The sequence below is a fragment of the Pseudoflavitalea sp. G-6-1-2 genome (genome assembly GCF_012927185.1).
Taxonomy (GTDB): Bacteria; Bacteroidota; Bacteroidia; order Chitinophagales; family Chitinophagaceae; genus Pseudobacter.
Genome location: NZ_JABBGB010000001.1, coordinates 451,324 through 468,141, shown reverse-complemented (window position 1 = coordinate 468,141; position 16,818 = coordinate 451,324). Strand labels below are relative to the sequence as shown.

At 45.7% G+C, this 16,818-nt stretch carries 14 protein-coding genes; 13 read left to right on the top strand and 1 reads right to left on the bottom strand.

Features of this window, described 5'->3' with window-relative positions:
- Positions 1 to 44: 44 nt before the first annotated feature.
- The 13 genes from asnB to HHL16_RS01810 all read left to right on the top strand — a co-directional run bounded on the left by asnB (position 45) and on the right by HHL16_RS01810 (position 15,478).
- Entirely contained in the window at positions 45 to 1,907 is a 1,863-nt protein-coding gene (gene asnB, locus HHL16_RS01870) for an asparagine synthase (glutamine-hydrolyzing) (RefSeq protein WP_277349331.1), read from the top strand.
- A gap of 9 nt (positions 1,908 to 1,916) precedes the next feature.
- Positions 1,917 to 3,056 carry a glycosyltransferase gene (locus HHL16_RS25275; protein WP_169423441.1) on the top strand — a complete coding sequence of 380 codons (1,140 nt, stop codon included), beginning with the start codon at positions 1,917 to 1,919 and terminating at the stop codon, positions 3,054 to 3,056.
- Positions 3,057 to 3,120: 64 nt separating this feature from the next.
- Positions 3,121 to 4,248: an acyltransferase gene (locus tag HHL16_RS01860; protein ID WP_169423440.1), complete on the top strand. Its 1,128-nt coding sequence runs from the start codon at positions 3,121 to 3,123 to the stop codon at positions 4,246 to 4,248.
- 83 nt (positions 4,249 to 4,331) lie between these two features.
- Complete coding sequence (locus HHL16_RS01855; protein ID WP_169423439.1) at positions 4,332 to 6,068, top strand: carbamoyltransferase C-terminal domain-containing protein; 1,737 nt, start codon at positions 4,332 to 4,334, stop codon at positions 6,066 to 6,068.
- Positions 6,069 to 6,071: 3 nt separating this feature from the next.
- Positions 6,072 to 6,818: a glycosyltransferase family 2 protein gene (locus HHL16_RS01850; RefSeq protein WP_169423438.1), complete on the top strand. Its 747-nt coding sequence runs from the start codon at positions 6,072 to 6,074 to the stop codon at positions 6,816 to 6,818.
- A 3-nt stretch (positions 6,819 to 6,821) separates the two neighbouring features.
- Positions 6,822 to 7,937 (top strand): GDP-mannose 4,6-dehydratase, encoded by a 1,116-nt coding sequence (gene gmd / locus HHL16_RS01845; protein WP_169423437.1) that lies wholly within the window; start codon positions 6,822 to 6,824, stop codon positions 7,935 to 7,937.
- 32 nt (positions 7,938 to 7,969) lie between these two features.
- Entirely contained in the window at positions 7,970 to 8,908 is a 939-nt protein-coding gene (locus HHL16_RS01840) for a GDP-L-fucose synthase (RefSeq protein WP_169423436.1), read from the top strand.
- Between the two features lie 25 nt (positions 8,909 to 8,933).
- Positions 8,934 to 9,677 carry a CpsB/CapC family capsule biosynthesis tyrosine phosphatase gene (locus HHL16_RS01835; RefSeq protein WP_169423435.1) on the top strand — a complete coding sequence of 248 codons (744 nt, stop codon included), beginning with the start codon at positions 8,934 to 8,936 and terminating at the stop codon, positions 9,675 to 9,677.
- A gap of 174 nt (positions 9,678 to 9,851) precedes the next feature.
- Positions 9,852 to 10,730: a MerR family transcriptional regulator gene (locus HHL16_RS01830; protein ID WP_169423434.1), complete on the top strand. Its 879-nt coding sequence runs from the start codon at positions 9,852 to 9,854 to the stop codon at positions 10,728 to 10,730.
- 112 nt (positions 10,731 to 10,842) lie between these two features.
- Positions 10,843 to 11,343: an RNA polymerase sigma factor gene (locus tag HHL16_RS01825; RefSeq protein WP_169423433.1), complete on the top strand. Its 501-nt coding sequence runs from the start codon at positions 10,843 to 10,845 to the stop codon at positions 11,341 to 11,343.
- 149 nt (positions 11,344 to 11,492) lie between these two features.
- On the top strand, positions 11,493 to 12,029 hold the full coding sequence (idi, locus tag HHL16_RS01820) for an isopentenyl-diphosphate Delta-isomerase (RefSeq protein WP_169423432.1): 537 nt from the start codon (positions 11,493 to 11,495) through the stop codon (positions 12,027 to 12,029).
- 152 nt (positions 12,030 to 12,181) lie between these two features.
- Positions 12,182 to 14,104: a T9SS type A sorting domain-containing protein gene (locus HHL16_RS01815; protein WP_169423431.1), complete on the top strand. Its 1,923-nt coding sequence runs from the start codon at positions 12,182 to 12,184 to the stop codon at positions 14,102 to 14,104.
- Between the two features lie 24 nt (positions 14,105 to 14,128).
- Positions 14,129 to 15,478 (top strand): sigma-54 dependent transcriptional regulator, encoded by a 1,350-nt coding sequence (locus tag HHL16_RS01810; protein WP_169423430.1) that lies wholly within the window; start codon positions 14,129 to 14,131, stop codon positions 15,476 to 15,478.
- Positions 15,479 to 15,481: 3 nt separating this feature from the next.
- Here HHL16_RS01810 and HHL16_RS01805 read toward each other — a convergent pair whose 3' ends face one another.
- Positions 15,482 to 16,489 (bottom strand): NAD(P)-dependent alcohol dehydrogenase, encoded by a 1,008-nt coding sequence (locus HHL16_RS01805; RefSeq protein WP_169423429.1) that lies wholly within the window; start codon positions 16,487 to 16,489, stop codon positions 15,482 to 15,484.
- Positions 16,490 to 16,818 lie beyond the last annotated feature (329 nt).

Genomic DNA, 16,818 nt, shown 5'->3' with positions numbered 1-16,818 from the left:
ACTATTGCAAAGTAATATTATTTGTTTATTTAAAGATAAAATGAATGTGTGGGATCGCAGGTATAATGCGTCTGAATAATACTCCCTTGCAACAGGGATGTATACAGGCAATGATCAGGCCAATGCAACACAGAGGTCCGGATGCTACAGGTTTCTACACAGATGATGATATTGCATTCGGTCATCTTCGTCTATCTATAGTCGACCTTTCTGATGCAGCCAATCAGCCTTTCGAGGATGCTTCAGGCAGATACAGGATCGTATTCAACGGAGAGATCTATAATTTCAGAGAAGTAAAAAAACAGCTTACAGGATACGATTTCCATACATCGGGTGATACGGAAGTACTGCTGGCTGCTTATATAAAATGGGGTGCATCGTGTCTGCAATACCTGAAAGGTATGTTCGCTTTTGCTATCTGGGACACACTTGAGAAAAAGATGTTCCTTGCAAGAGACAGAATGGGAGTGAAGCCTCTGTATTATTACACCAATGGGGATGTATTGCTGTTTGCCTCGGAGATCCGCGGTCTCATGGGCAGTGGACTGGTGCCCCGAAAAGTAAATCAGCAGGCTATCCGGGAATTCCTGTCGTATCAATCTGTAGGATTTCCACTGGCGATCATAGAAGATGTGCACCAGCTGGAGGCCGGCAGCTACATGACCGTTTCCCGACAATCTATAGAAACAACAAAATACTGGTCTGTTTCGGATCGTAAGAAGCAGTTCGACTTCGGGGACTCAACCCGTGTTGAACAGAGAGTAAGAGAACTGCTGCATCAGGCAGTGGAACAAAGAATGATCAGTGATGTTCCCATTGGCGCCTTCCTGTCGGGAGGTATCGACTCCAGCGCTGTGGTAGGGCTGATGGCCGAAAGCAGTGCAGCACCCATCAATACTTTTACCATCGGCTTCGATGAAAAGGATTACGACGAGTCGGAATATGCAGCGCAGATAGCAAAGAAATTCAACACCGATCATAGCAGGGTATTGCTCAGGCCATCGGTATTTCTGGACGAACTTACCAATGCCCTCGATGCCATGGACACTCCCAGTGGAGATGGCGTGAACACCTATGTGGTTAGTAAAGCTATCAAGCAGCATGGCCTTACAGTAGCGCTGTCTGGTGTAGGAGGCGATGAACTTTTTGCAGGTTATCCGTTTTTCAAACAATACCTGCAACTGAAAAAATTCGATAAGCTCTGGAAGCTTGGCAGTGTGCCAAGACATGCCATGGCAGCCATTTACGGAATCAAAGGCTCCAATAAAGCAGAACGGCTCCGCGGACTTCTTACCGCACCTTCCTGCTCTATTGCCGGCTTCTATCCTGAGTTCAGAAGGATCATTTCACCTTCTCTCATCAATAAGCTCACTGATCTCGAAGGCAGCAACATTACCGCTGTGGAGAAAAACCTTGCAGGATTGAACGGATCATTGCATTCTTTCCCGCTGCTCAGCCAGGTGTCCATCGCTGAATATCTTGGATACACACAGCATACGTTGCTGAAAGATACAGATCAGATGAGCATGGCCGTTTCACTGGAAGTACGCGAACCTTTTTTCGATCATGAACTGATCGAATATGTACTGGCAATTCCCGATTCTTACAAATTTCCCGATATACCCAAAAGTTTATTGGTACGATCATTGAAAGGGTTACTGCCTCCTGAGATAGTGCACAGGCGCAAACAGGGTTTTCTCTTCCCATGGGCAGTCTGGATGAAAAAAGACCTTTTCAACTTCTGCGACCAGCGGTTGAAACGCATGGCAGAAAGGGATTTCCTGAATGGAAAGGAATTGCTTTCCTACTGGAACAAGTTCCAGCAGGGGGACCCTTCTGTTCGTTGGATGGAATTATGGTTGTTTGTTGTGATGGAGTACTGGCTGGAAAAAAACACGGAAGTATAAATTAGTATTGTGCAAAAATCGATTCTCTTATTTACCGACTGGTATGAGCCGGGATTCAAAGCAGGTGGACCGATCCGCTCCTGTTCCAATTTCGTGAACCAGATGAAAGAGGCATACCAGATCTATGTGCTTACTACAGACCGCGACCTGAATGATAACGAACCTTATTCAGGAATCGCAGCCGACACATGGATTGAACAGGAGAACGGCGTAAAGATCTATTATTGCTCTCCGGCCAAACTGAACTGGAAAGACCTGCATAGCAGGATAAATGAGGTGGAGGCCGATTTCATTTATCTCAACAGCATGTTCTCCCGCTTCTTCACTATCTACCCTTTATTGATGAATAAGTTCAACAATTACAAAGGGAAAGTAGTGCTTTCACCAAGAGGGATGCTCAAACAGAGCGCACTTCAGTTCAAATCTCCCAAAAAGAAAGTTTTCCTTTCGCTATTCAAAACATTGGGATTGCATAAGAAAGTGCACTTCCATGCAACAGACGATACTGAACAGGAAGATATTGCACGGCGATTCGGTACAGCCGTTTCCAGTTCCATGATCCCGAACTTCCCTGCTTATGTAGGCAACTATCCGGGATCAATTGAAAAGAGCAAAGGCGAACTGAAGATGATTTTCATCGGTCGCCTGCATCCGATCAAGAACCTGGATTTCCTGTTGAAATTATTGCCGGAAGCCAGGAGAAATATTTCGCTTACCATTATCGGCAACGAAGAGTATGCAGCGTATGTGGAAGACTGTAAGAAGATCATAGCTGCATATCCACCCAATATACAGGTTGTATTTGAAGGGGAAATACCCAATCAGCAGTTACCGGCAAGATTGGCTCAGCACCACATTTTTGTATCTCCGACAAGGGGTGAGAATTTTGGGCATGCTATCTTTGAAGCATTGAAGGCCGGGCGTCCGGTTTTGATCAGTGATCAGACACCGTGGAAAGGATTACAATCTCTGAAGGTTGGATGGGACCTCCCCCTTGGAAACCCGCAAGCTTTTATTGAAGCGATACAGCAGGCTGCAGACCTCGATCAGGAAGGATTCGGAGAGTGGAGTTATGCTGCATGGAAGCATGTTCATGATTTTGTGACACAAACCGATCTGAAAGCAGCCTATAATAAACTCTTTAGTTGATCAAGACTCAATACCAGATCGTCAGCAAAAATTTTCTACTTACCAGTTAACTAACATTATTCGGATGAGCGCTTCAAGAAATTATGGCCTTGATATAATCAGAACTACAGCGATCTTAATGGTGATGATCTCACATCTGGGGATTATACCCTCTGATATCGGAGGAATAAAACTCGGACAGTTGGGGGTTGATATCTTCTTTGTTCTTAGTGGTTTTCTCATTGGTGGCATTCTCATCAAAGACTTCACCAAATCAGACGTAAGTTTCCCTGTTACATTGAATTTCTGGATCAGAAGATGGTTCCGCACGCTGCCGGTATATTATCTGGTTCTGCTTGTGAAATTTATTTTCCTCGACCATTCCCTTGGTTATAAAGTATTGGTGTATTTCTTCTTCCTGCAGAATAATTTTGTAGGCATTAATTTTCTGGAAGTAAGCTGGAGTCTGGTTATCGAAGAATGGTTCTACCTTACCCTGCCTGTATTCTGCTTATTGTTGTTTTATAAGAAGAGAATAGATACCAGAAAATTCCTGATATTCATTGTCTGCTTCATCACTTTTGTGAATCTGCTTCGGTTGATCGTGGCAATGAAGACTAACCGACCATTTGACTCGTTCAACGGCAATATAGTATTTCGCCTGGATGCCCTTATGTGGGGTGTGTTGCTGGCTTTGATCAAAATAAGTTTCAATAAGATCTATGTCGGCATTTCAAATTCAAAGGTCTTCATTACCGCTGCAATATTGTTCATACTCTCATTGTGGTATTTCGGTAAAACAAATCTCACGCCCGGAGCTATTAACTCCCTGGTTTGGACAAGATCGGTATGGTTCACTTTGAATAGCTTTCTTATCGCTTTGATGTTGCCTTATCTCGAAACGAATTTTCCGGGAAACAGCAAACCAAATTATTTGAGGAGATCAGTAACATTCATCAGCATTGTTTCTTACTCGGCTTATCTGATTCATGCAGAGATCTATCGGTTTGTGATCAAAGCACCCGTGTTCTCTTCCGGATGGTATGTACAGTCTCTGATCGGCATGGCGCTCTCTTTTGCAATAGCTGCACTTATGTATCATTATTTTGAAAAGCCAATTATGAATCTGCGGGACAGAATCAAGATAAAAACCGACGGAGAGAAAACCACCGGAGCTCTGTTGCAGACAGAGAGCATAAAAGCCAGAAATTGATTGACCCTGTTGTGGCTTGATCAGAAGTTCCTGCGGCTTTATCCATTCTCATCAATTTTTGAACCAGGTAAATTAAAAATAAGATGTTCATATTAGGACTCAACGCTTACCATGCAGATTCATCTGCAGCCATTTTTAAAGACGGCGTAATGATCGCCGCCACAGAAGAAGAACGATTCAGAAGAGTAAAACACTGGGCCGGCTTTCCTTCCATGGCCATCGAGTTCTGCCTCAAAGAAGCAGGTATCACTTTGAGTGAAGTAGATCATATCGCTATTGGCCGTGATCCTGGCGCCAAACTGCATAAGAAACTTCTCTTCCTGGCAAAAAATCCGGGGAATGGCTGGAGCGCAGTGCTCGACCGCCTGAAGAACTCACGAAAAGTATCTTCACTGGAAGATGAGTTCGCACTGCTCGATCCATCCGTGTCCAAACAGTCCATCAAAGAGAAGATCCATCAGGTAGAACACCATAGAAGTCATCTTGGATCTGCTTTCTTTGCCTCTCCGTTTGAAGAAGCTGCCCTGCTGTCCATCGATGGCTCCGGCGATTTCACCACAACCATGATCGGCATTGGCAGAGGCAATCAGATTGAAGTACTGGACTCAGTTGACTTTCCGCACTCTGTTGGGATCTTCTATTCTGCTTTCACACAATGGCTCGGTTTCCCTCACTACGGTGATGAATACAAAGTGATGGGCCTTGCACCATACGGCGAAGCCAAATATGTAGACCAGCTGAAGGATGTGTTGCTTTTTGGCGATGATGGCCTGTTCCGGCTCAACCTGAAATATTTCCGCTCCGCTACCAAAGGCATCGTGTCTTATGGTGATGATCATATCCCTGTAGTGGCCACGCTTTTCTCGGACGAAGTGGTGAAGAAATTCGGCCCTGCCAGAAAGAAGGAGGAGCCACTTTCACAATACCATAAGGACATGGCTGCATCTGTACAACGTGTTACAGAGCAACTGATCTTCCATATACTTACTCATCTGCAAAAGAGAACAGGACTGAAGAATGTATGCATAGCAGGTGGTGTGGCACAGAACTCTGTAGCCAATGGTAAGATCACACGAAATACACCATTTACAAATGTGTACATTCCATCAGCAGGCCATGATGCCGGCATTTCGATGGGAGCTGCATTGTATACGTACAATCACATTCTTCAGCAGAAACGTGCGGAACCTATCTGGTCTGCTTACACAGGCAGCAGATTTTCCAATGAACTGATCGAAGAATACCTGCGCTCGCGCAATATCAGTTATGTGCGCTATTCAGATGATGAACTCTATGAGCGCGTAGCAGACAGACTGGTAAACGCCGGCGTGGTAGGCTGGTTCAACGGAAGAGCCGAATTCGGCCCACGTGCACTCGGAGGTCGCTCCATACTTGCAGATCCGCGCAGGAATGATGCGAAAGATCTGCTCAATGCGAAGATCAAACGTCGCGAAAGCTTCAGGCCATTTGCACCTTCCATTCTGAAAGATTATGTAGAAGAATATTTTGAAGTGAATGATGAAGTGCCGTTTATGGAGAAGGTATTCCCGATCAAAAAAGACAAACATGCAGTAATTCCTGCTGTAACACATGCAGACGGAACAGGAAGACTACAGACCGTAGATAAGAATGTTACGCCACGTTACTACAATCTCATCGAGGCATTCAGAAAGAAAACAGGCGTGCCTATTTTGCTCAATACTTCGTTCAATGAGAATGAACCGATCGTGAACTCTCCAGAAGATGCGCTGGAATGTTATCTGCGTACCAACATGGATATGCTTGTACTCGAAAACTGTGTTGTTTCCAGGGAAAAATAATACATGACCATTTCAATAATCACTGCAACCTACAATAGTTCAGCAACAGTAGGCGATACGCTTAAGAGCATCGCTTCGCAGGACTATCAGCATATCGAACATATCATTGTTGATGGTTTGTCCAAAGACAATACGCTCGATATCGTAAAACAATTTCCGCATGTATCCCGCGTAAACTCGGAAAAAGACAATGGCATTTATGATGCCATGAACAAAGGAGTGAAGCTGGCCACCGGAGATGTGATCGGCATTCTCAATTCTGATGACTTCTACAGCCATCCCCAGGTAATCAGCAAGGTGATGGCAGCTTTTGAAGATCCATCGGTATATGCAGTGTATGGAGATTTGCATTATGTGCAGCAATTCGACACAGACAAGATCACCCGAAAGTGGAAGGCCGGAAACTTTCGTCCGGGTAATTTCTACTTCGGTTGGATGCCCCCTCATCCTGCATTCTTCGTAAGAAAAAAAGTATATGAAGAGGCTGGGCTTTTCAATACATCACTTCGTTCTGCAGCCGATTACGAGTTGATGCTCAGAGTGCTGGTAAAACATAGAATGAAAGCTGCCTATGTACCCGAAGTGCTGGTGAAAATGCGTGCAGGAGGAATGAGCAATGCTACACTCGCTAACAGGCTTCGGGCCAATAAAGAAGACCGAAAAGCCTGGGAACTCAATAACCTGAAACCTTATTTTTTTACTATCTGGCTAAAGCCGGTAAGGAAAATATTTCAATTCATAATTCGATAACGTATGTCAAAAGTTGCGCTCATTACAGGTATTACAGGGCAGGATGGTGCCTATCTTACAGACCTGTTGCTGAAAAAAGGATATATGGTGCATGGCGTGAAGAGAAGAAGTTCGCTCTTCAATACCGAGCGTATCGATCACCTTTACCAGGATCCTCACGAAAAAAATATTCAGCTGAAGCTGCATTACGGTGATCTCACAGATTCAACCAATCTGATCCGCATCATTCAGGAAACACAACCCGATGAGATATACAACCTCGCTGCCATGAGCCATGTGCACGTGAGTTTTGAAACACCAGAATATACGGCCAATGCCGACGGTATTGGTACTTTGCGCATACTCGAAGCCGTTAGATTACTTGGGTTGACTAAAAAAACAAAAGTATATCAGGCTTCCACTTCCGAACTGTACGGACTGGTGCAGGAAGTACCGCAATCCGAAAAAACACCTTTCTATCCACGTTCTCCATATGCAGTGGCGAAACTCTATGCCTACTGGATCACCGTTAACTATCGGGAAGCCTATGGCATGTATGCGGTGAACGGCATATTGTTCAACCACGAATCTCCGCTTCGCGGCGAAACTTTCGTTACCAGAAAAATCACCAGAGGAACGGCACGCATCGCTTTGGGATTGCAGGATAAGATCTTCCTCGGCAACCTCGATGCACAGCGCGACTGGGGGCATGCAAAAGATTATGTGGAAGCCATGTGGCGCATACTGCAGCAGGAGAAACCTGAAGATTATGTGATCGCTACTGGTATCACTACGCCCGTGCGCGACTTTGTTCGGATGGCTTTCGGAGAGGTTGGCATTGAACTTGAATTCAAAGGAAGCGGCGAAAAAGAAGTAGGTGTTGTAGCATCCTGCAGCCATCCGGATTTTCAACTCGAAACCGGAAAAGAAGTGGTAGCCGTTGATCCCCGTTATTACAGGCCAACAGAGGTTGACCTTTTGATCGGCGATCCTACAAAAGCACAAACTCAACTGGACTGGAAACCCAAATATGATCTTGCGGCACTGGTTAAGGAAATGATGGAAAACGATGTAGACCTCTTCCGCAAAGACCGCATGTTGCAGGAAGCCGGCTACTACGTTCGCAATCAGTTTGAATAAACAATTTGTACACCGAGCTGTAATAAATGAATATGGAACAATCAGCAAAAATATATGTAGCTGGTCACCGTGGAATGGTGGGATCGGCGATTACCGCCAGATTGAAAGAGAAGGGATATCAGAATCTGGTGCAGCGAACTTCTTCCGAAGTTGATCTCCGCAATCAGCAGGCAGTAAATGATTTCTTTGCTGCGGAAAAACCCGATTATGTTTTTCTTGCAGCTGCGAAAGTTGGTGGCATTGTTGCCAACAATACTTATCGTGCAGAATTCATCTACGACAATATCATGATCCAGAACAATGTGATACATGCAGCGTATGTGAATGGCGTAAAAAAACTGATGTTCCTCGGTTCATCCTGCATATATCCCAAAATGGCCCCGCAGCCGCTGAAAGAAGAATACCTGCTCTCAGGATTGCTGGAGCCAACAAATGAGCCATATGCAATAGCAAAGATTGCAGGTATCAAAATGTGCGATGCTTACCGCTCGCAGTATGGATGTAATTTCATATCCGTAATGCCTACCAACCTGTATGGCCGGAACGATAATTACGATTTGAATAACTCGCATGTATTGCCTGCGCTCATCAGAAAATTCCACGAGGCGAAGATCAATGGTGCAGCTTCAGTAATCATGTGGGGAACCGGCGAACCAAAGCGGGAGTTCCTGCATGCCGATGATCTGGCTGAAGCCTGCTGCTTTCTCATGGAAAACTATAATGAGGAAGGCTTTGTGAACATCGGTACCGGCGAGGATCTCTCCATCAAAGAGCTTGCCCTGATGATCAAAGACATTGTAGGGTATGAAGGAACAATTGAACACGACCTCTCCAAACCAGATGGAACACCACGCAAACTGATGGATGTAAGCAAACTGCATCAGCTTGGATGGAAACATACGATCGAACTCAGAGAAGGCATTCAAAAAGTTTACAGTGATTTCATACAGCATTCCGAAGCCTTAGTTTAGTTTTAAACCAGATTCCTATTCCACCATGTTCTCGATATTCAAAAAGAAACAAAAAGGTGTAGTTGACCTCAGCGAAATAGCAACAGACATGCACTCGCATCTGTTGCCTGGTATCGATGACGGATCACCCGATACCACTGTTTCAGCCGAATTGATTGCAGGTTTGCAGGATCTCGGTTTCAGCCGCCTGGTTACAACTCCGCATATCCTCTGGGATATGTACAAGAATACCAATGAGACGATAGCTACGGCAAAAGAAGAACTTCGGATATCCATGACCGATACGAGCCATCCGCCACTCAAAGCGGCGGCAGAATATTATCTGGACGATCACATGGACGAACTGCTCAGAAACGATAGTCCACTTCTCACCATCCGCGACAATTGGGTACTTGTAGAATTCAGTTTCCTCGTACCTCCGATGGATCTCAAAGAAAAACTGTTTGCTCTTCAGATAAAAGGATACCAGCCAGTGCTGGCTCATCCTGAGCGATATACTTATTTGTCTGGCAACAAGGGAATGTACGATGAGCTGAAAAGCGCAGGATGTTATTTTCAGTTGAACCTGCTTTCTCTTACCAACTACTATGGCAAAGTAGCCAACGAGCTCGCACAATATCTACTCAAAAAGCAGTTCGTAGACCTGCTGGGTACCGATCTTCATCATCACCGGCATCTGGAAGCGCTTCGTTCCTCACCACAACTTACAGACATTGCCAAACAGCTGCTCGACGCTGGCAGACTGCTCAATCCCACTATTCAGTTTTAGATAAACTTCAATCACATAGTATCAGCGATGGATTTACTCACTGCATTGTAAATCTGTTAGTTATTGTATTTATAGCTGAGGCTGCTCAACTTTTCGGTTGAGTTAACTCAGCTCAGATCTTAAACAATTAACATATCTTACCTGTAGTATCTCTGTACACAAAACAGTTTGCCTGTGAACGTATTTACCATCAAAGACCTTGAGAATCTGTCTGGGATAAAGGCTCACACCATCCGGATCTGGGAGCAGCGGTATTCGTTCCTCAAACCTAAACGAACGGAGACCAATATACGCTATTACACTACCGATGAGCTCAAAGCCGTTCTGAACATCGCATTGCTCAATAAATACGGCTATAAGATTTCGCATATCGACAAAATGAGCGCCGAAGAAATGAGGCAGAAGATCATCGACCTTTCTCATGCAGAAGCGCAGCAGGAGCGGCTTGTGAACGATCTGGTGCAATACATGGTAGACCTCGATATTGTGCAGTTTGAAGAAGTGCTGAATCATTATATCCGGCTGCGCGGAATTGAACGTACCATTACCCAGCTGATGTTTCCGTTCCTCGATAAGATAGGGATACTTTGGATGACCAACTTTATCCACCCTGCACAGGAACATCTTGTTGCCAATATCATTCGCCAGAAACTGATTGTCGGAATTGAAAATGTGCATTCAAGTGTGCACTCCGATAAAATGGTGGTGCTCTTTCTTCCCGAAGGAGAGTATCACGAACTGGGATTGCTATATCTCTACTATTTGCTGAAGAGCAAAGGTGTGCAGGTGCTGTATCTGGGTTCGGATGTGCCTGTACGTGATATGGAGTTTCTGGTAGCTGCCAAAAAGCCGGATTACCTGCTTACGCACCTCACCAGCGTGCCGCCCAATTTCAACATCGATAAGTTCCTTTCTCAGTTCAATCAGACCATCCCCCACTCAAAGCTGATCATCTCCGGACAACTGTCTGCCTGCTGCCCCCGGAAAGCCTTTTCAAACGTTCAGTACAAGCGTAGTTTACAGGAAGTTATGGAGTTTGTTTCTGCTCTGTAACAATCTGATAATGCGTCTGTTGGACATTTTAACATATTCCCCTGAACAGTTAACGTTAAGTCTGCCAATCTATGTTTAAATTTGTATCGTAATTATTTAAACACCTTGAGCCATGTCGACGATAGAATTTAACCAAATGCTGGTGAAGAATGCAGACTTTCTCAAGCCATTTGCAATTACTCTCACCAGGGATTCAGAAGCGGCTAAAGACTTGTTTCAGGAGACTTTATACAGGGCTTTGGCCAATAAGGATAAGTACAACGTAGGAACGAACATTAAGGCCTGGCTGTACACCATCATGCGAAATATTTTCATCAATAATTATCGCAGGAAGGTAAAGCAGAATGTAATCTTTGATGCAACACCCAATGATTTTCTGATCAATCAGAGTCAGGCAGTTACTCTCAATGGAGCAGAAGGAAATCTCCAGCTAAAAGATATTCAGGGAGCTATTCACAATCTTCCTGAAATTTTCAGAAACCCATTTCTTCTTTATTTCGATGGGTTCAAATATCACGAGATAGCAGAGATGCTCGATGAACCGTTGGGAACTATCAAAAGCCGTATTCACTTTGCACGCAAACTGTTGAAAACACAGATCAATAGATTCTAATTTCTACGTGTAAGCGTTTTACGCAGCAATCATATTGCAGGCGCGATACAGCCGGAGTACCCGGCTACATCGCGCCTTTTTGTTTTTCATAACCTGTCTGAACCGCAGCAGTACCCGCGGCCTTTGCCTCTTTTACCTTAAATTGCAGCATGATCAGCACGCAGGAAGTAATACTGGTGAACGAACAGGATGAGCCCATCGGAACGATGGAAAAAATGGAAGCTCACCGCAAAGCCCTGCTGCATCGCGCTTTCAGCGTATTTATCTTCAACAGCAAAGGAGAAATGCTCCTGCAGCAGCGCGCTCTCAGCAAATACCACAGTGCCGGATTATGGACCAATGCCTGCTGCAGCCATCCTTTTCCCGGAGAAGCTACCGAGGCAGCTGCAATCCGCAGGCTGAACGAAGAACTTGGTTTCACTGCACCACTGGAAAAGATCTTCCATTTCACCTACATCACGGAATTCGACAACGGGCTAACTGAGCACGAATTCGATCATGTATTCACGGGCGTATATGAACAGGCCATAAAGCCCAACCCCGATGAAGTACAGGATTTTTGTTACAAAACCCTGGAGGATATCAGTCAGTCGCTCGAAACCCATCCCCGCAAATACACTTCCTGGTTTCGAATCGCCTTCCCCAAAGTGAAAGCCTGGGCCGAAGCGCGCGGAACTACCGTCTGATACCCGCTTCACCACCATCTTCTGACGGCAGCGTCTTCAATTTGCTCATATGAGCGTTTTCCTTCATTTTTTTGACATATGTTATATCCTTTTGGCAGAGTAATTGATCCACCCTGCGGTAATCCTGTACACGAACAGTGAAGTAAAGTCTTATGAAACACCAATTACTCTTTTGCCTGGCGGCAGTTCTCCTGATCTGTGGCCGGCTTTCCGCTCAGGTTAAAACTACTGCCAATAACACGGTTCCCGCATACAACGGTAAGTTCATGTACGGCACCAATGGCGGATACTACGGATCATCATGGGATGATAAGACCATCGCAGACATTGCGGCTGGCAACCCCGCTCAAAAAGTGAAAGGGGTGGGATCCAAAACCTTCAGACCGCCACTTCCCGAAAACTTTCTCGAATCCTGGAGCTACGACATTCGCGTAGCAGAATTTAAACACTATGCATCTCTTGGAGTGCTCGACAATACCGTTTTTCTCGGCGAACCTTCCGCGGCTCATAAAGACAATAACAAATATGCCGGATGCGCCGATGAATCGAAGCTCTTCAAAAATATGTACGAACCCATCTGGGACGGAGGCGCCAATGGCACACCTGTAAACGACAACAACTACTATGCTCTCTACGTTTACAAAACAGTGATGCTTTACAAAAACTATGTAAAGTTCTGGGAGATCGTAAACGAACCCGACTACGATAATGCAGGCAATGGATGGAAGAAGAAAGGAGAAGCGGGCAACTGGTGGGAAAACAATCCGCCTCCCTGCGACCTGCCTAACATGAAGGCGCCGATCTTTCATTACATCCGTATGCTGCGCATCAGTTATGAAGTGATCAAATCAGTAGATCCCACAGCCTATGTAACTACAGGCGGTCTGGGTTATATCAGCTTCCTCGACGCAATCCTCCGGAATACCGACAATCCCGCTAATGGCGCGGTTTCCACAGATTATCCATTGAAGGGAGGTGCTTATTTCGATGTGCTCAGTTATCACAGCTATCCCATGTTCAACCTCGCCACCTGGAGCGATGCCAATGGGGGAGGATGGGTGTACAAACGTCACTCCGATGCTGCAGTATCTGAATATGTGCAACTGAAGAAAAACTTCGAAGCAGTACTGGCTACGTATGGATATAACGGAACTACATATCCGAAAAAGCTATTTATCTGCACAGAGAACAATATTCCGAAGAAGAGCTTCAGTAATATGATTGGCTCCCCTGATGCTCAACGCAACTATATGATCAAAGCCCTCGTGCTCAGCCAGAAAAACGACATCAGGCAATACTACACTTTCGTACTCGGCGATTCCAAAACACTGGCAGAAGCTACCGATGGATTTCAAACGATGGGACTCTATCAGAAACTCGAAGGTGCCGGGCCCCGTACCAATGGCGGCGTTTACAAACAACAATACAACCCTGAAGGCATTGCTTTCAAAACCACATCAGACCTGCTTCGCGGTGCTGTTTATGATGCCACAAAAACCACTGCAATGAATCTCCCTGCAAATGTGGACGGGGCTGCATTCAAAGACAGCAAAGGAGAATACACCTATGTGCTTTGGGCCAAAACCAGCGCAGACAATTCTGAATCGGCAAATGCAACGTATTCTTTTCCATCTGCAATGAACGTTGGACCGAAGTTCAATAAACGCGAATGGAACTTCACCGAATCGAATGTTACAACCACCACCAGTTCCGCCGGCATTGCACTGACAGGTACTCCTATCTTTTTGTCGGGTTCTTTTCAGGTGCTGCCAATTCCTGAACAACCGGGTAACAGGCCAGATCCCGCGCATGAGGTCGGCTTCCGACTTTTCCCCAATCCCACCCGTGATATAACCAAGATGCGTTTTACCCTCAGTGAACCTGCAACTGTTAAGGTAACCATTTACGCAGCGGATGGTAAATACATAGGCATGCCAATCGGCAGCAAAGCTTACACCAGAGGTACATATACCGTTCCGCTGGAACTCACGCAGAGACTAGCTTCCGGAACTTACATCTGCAGGTTCGAAGCCGATTTCTTCATCATCACCGAAAAACTGGTGATTGGGAGATGATACGAAACCTGTAGTTTTGTTCTCATGTCAGGAAATATTCTTTTGATCGACGACGAGGAAAAACTCCGCAGTCTTCTTAAACGCATCATCAGTCTGGAAGGCTTCCAGGTGTTCGAAGCAGCTGACCTGAAATCTGCAGGCAAACTGCTGGAGCGCGAATCGATCGATGTTGTTCTGAGCGATGTAAAACTTCCCGACGGCAGCGGTGTTGCATACGCAGCCACTGTTCATGCGAAATATCCCGGTACAGAAATTATACTGCTCACTGCCTACGGCAATATCCCTGATGGCGTTCAGGCCATGAAAAATGGCGCCTTCGACTACATCACCAAAGGAGATGATAACGACAAAATAATTCCGCTCCTCAACCGCGCCATGGAGCAGGTGAAACTGAGACAACGTGTTGCACAACTGGAGCAACAGGTTGGCAAGAGATACGGATTTGAAAATATCATCGGCTCATCTGCCAGCATCAAAGAAGCGATTGCTTTAGCAAAGAAAGTGGCACCTACGGATGCTACTGTGTTGCTGCTCGGCGAAACCGGAACAGGCAAAGAGGTATTTGCCCAGGCTATTCACAATGGCAGCAAGCGTGCTACACAACCCTTTATGCCACTGAATTGCAGCGCTTTCACCAAAGACCTGCTGGAGAGCGAATTGTTCGGCCATAAAGCCGGAGCCTTCACCGGTGCAATGAAAGATAAAAAAGGACTGATCGAAGAAGCGCACAACGGCACGCTCTTTCTCGACGAGATCGGCGAAATGCATATCGATCTCCAAAGCAAACTGCTTCGTGTTCTCGAAACGAACGAATTCATTAAAGTGGGTGATACAAAACCTACCCGCGTAAATGTGCGCATCATCGCAGCCACTAACCGCGGATTGCAGGAAGAAGCAGATGCAGGCCGCTTCCGCGAAGACCTCTATTATCGTCTCAACGTTTTCACTATACAGCTCCCTTCTTTGAACAACAGAAAAGAAGATATCCCTGCACTGGCATCACATTATCTATCTCTATTTGCAGCCAAAACAAATGCCCGTATCACTGGCATGAGTAAAGATTTTGTCGAACACCTGAAGCGTCATTCATGGAAAGGAAATATCCGCGAACTGAAGAACGTAATGGAACGATCTGTAATTCTCGCTGATGGAACCGAACTTACCGTAGACAATCTCCCGCTCGATCTCCAGCAGGCAGTCTCTGTTTCAGAAGAGGGGCATACACTCTCTGCCTTCTCACTGGCAAGCGTGGAGAAGCTGCATATTCAGCGGGTGCTCAATCATACAAAAGGCAACAAAACCGAAGCGGCTAAATTGCTGAACATCGGTCTCACTACACTCTATCGCAAGATCGAAGAATACCATCTCAGCTGATCCTCAGAACTGGATCACAATTTTGCCGAATACATCTCCTGCTTTGAAACGATAGAATGCGTTCTGCACTTTATCGAGCGGGTACACGCTATCTATCACAGGTTTCAGATTGTTTTTTTCGATGGCCTGAACAAAATCCGTCAGCTGCGCGGCATTGCCAACAGAGTAAGATTGCAGTCTCAGGTAATTGGTGATAAGTGGAATGATATCGATGTTGAGCTGGGTACCTGTGAGTAAACCGATCAATCCGACAAAGCCATGTTTCTTCACCGAAAGGATGCTTTGCGCAATGGTGGCTGTGCCTGCCACATCGAGTGTTACATCAACTCCAATTCCTCCGGTTAATCGTTTCACTTCTTTGCTCCACTCCGGATGCTCCGTATAATTGATTACTTCATCGGCGCCGAGTGTGCGCAGCTTTTGTTCCTTCTCTTTGCTGCTGGTAGTGGCAATCACTTTCAGTCCGAACATTTTGGCTATCTGCAATGCAATCAGTGAAACACCTCCGGTTCCCTGTACGAGAATAGTTTGCCCTGCACGGATATTCGCCTGTTCTGCGAGTACCGCCCAGACGGTCAATCCGCCAACAGAAAGGGGGGCAGCTTCTGCATCTGTTAAGTTTGAGGGCGTGCGCACGAGTGTGTTTTCCGGCTGCACAGTGAATTCTGCGAGAACACCGGGAGCGGAGAATCCGGTTCTTAGTTCATCGTGATGGGGTGTGTTGTGCCCTGCTTCCCATCTCGGAATGAATGGAATGATCACGCGATCTCCTTTTTTCCAGCGCGTAACCTTGCATCCTGCTTCCTCTACAATTCCCACTGCTTCCGTTGCCGGAACATGCGGAAGCGAAATGCCGAAAGGAATAAGGTTTTCCACTACGAGCAGATCATGATACTCTAACGCTACTGCAGTTGTGCGTACCAATACTTCATTGTCTCCGAATTCAGGCGTATCCAGTTTGGTCAAATGCAAATGTTCAATGCCGAACTGTCTCAACTGTACTGCTTTCATATTGCAAAGGTTTGAAGTGTAAAGGTAAGTGCCGTGATTGCGGGCGGCACTGGCAGAATCAGACTTCGATACAGGGTGATTTGGACATTCTGACCCCTTCCATTTTGAAAATCACCTTTTCAGAATGATAGGGTTTGGGAATAGTGCTGATCTGTGCCGGAAATATTATATGCCAGCAAATGCCCGTCTGATAAGGGTTACAGCAAAATGTTGAACTGGCACGATCTGATGGCCTGCCCTTTGCCAATCTCTGCTAAACAAATAATCATGAAAAGACAGTTCCTCCGCATCCGGTTGCATATTCTGATCCCCGCGATCTATGTAGCGAT

Excerpts from the sequence above, each read along its gene's own strand:
- gmd (WP_169423437.1), top strand. The coding sequence starts at position 6,822 with ATGTCAAAAGTTGCGCTCATTACAGGTATTACAGGGCAGGATGGTGCC.
- HHL16_RS01805 (WP_169423429.1), bottom strand. The coding sequence starts at position 16,489 with ATGAAAGCAGTACAGTTGAGACAGTTCGGCATTGAACATTTGCATTTG.
- HHL16_RS01815 (WP_169423431.1), top strand. The coding sequence starts at position 12,182 with ATGAAACACCAATTACTCTTTTGCCTGGCGGCAGTTCTCCTGATCTGT.
- HHL16_RS01810 (WP_169423430.1), top strand. The coding sequence starts at position 14,129 with ATGTCAGGAAATATTCTTTTGATCGACGACGAGGAAAAACTCCGCAGT.
- HHL16_RS01860 (WP_169423440.1), top strand. The coding sequence starts at position 3,121 with ATGAGCGCTTCAAGAAATTATGGCCTTGATATAATCAGAACTACAGCG.
- HHL16_RS01825 (WP_169423433.1), top strand. The coding sequence starts at position 10,843 with ATGTCGACGATAGAATTTAACCAAATGCTGGTGAAGAATGCAGACTTT.
- HHL16_RS01840 (WP_169423436.1), top strand. The coding sequence starts at position 7,970 with ATGGAACAATCAGCAAAAATATATGTAGCTGGTCACCGTGGAATGGTG.
- HHL16_RS01855 (WP_169423439.1), top strand. The coding sequence starts at position 4,332 with ATGTTCATATTAGGACTCAACGCTTACCATGCAGATTCATCTGCAGCC.
- idi (WP_169423432.1), top strand. The coding sequence starts at position 11,493 with ATGATCAGCACGCAGGAAGTAATACTGGTGAACGAACAGGATGAGCCC.
- HHL16_RS01850 (WP_169423438.1), top strand. The coding sequence starts at position 6,072 with ATGACCATTTCAATAATCACTGCAACCTACAATAGTTCAGCAACAGTA.
- asnB (WP_277349331.1), top strand. The coding sequence starts at position 45 with ATGTGTGGGATCGCAGGTATAATGCGTCTGAATAATACTCCCTTGCAA.
- HHL16_RS01835 (WP_169423435.1), top strand. The coding sequence starts at position 8,934 with ATGTTCTCGATATTCAAAAAGAAACAAAAAGGTGTAGTTGACCTCAGC.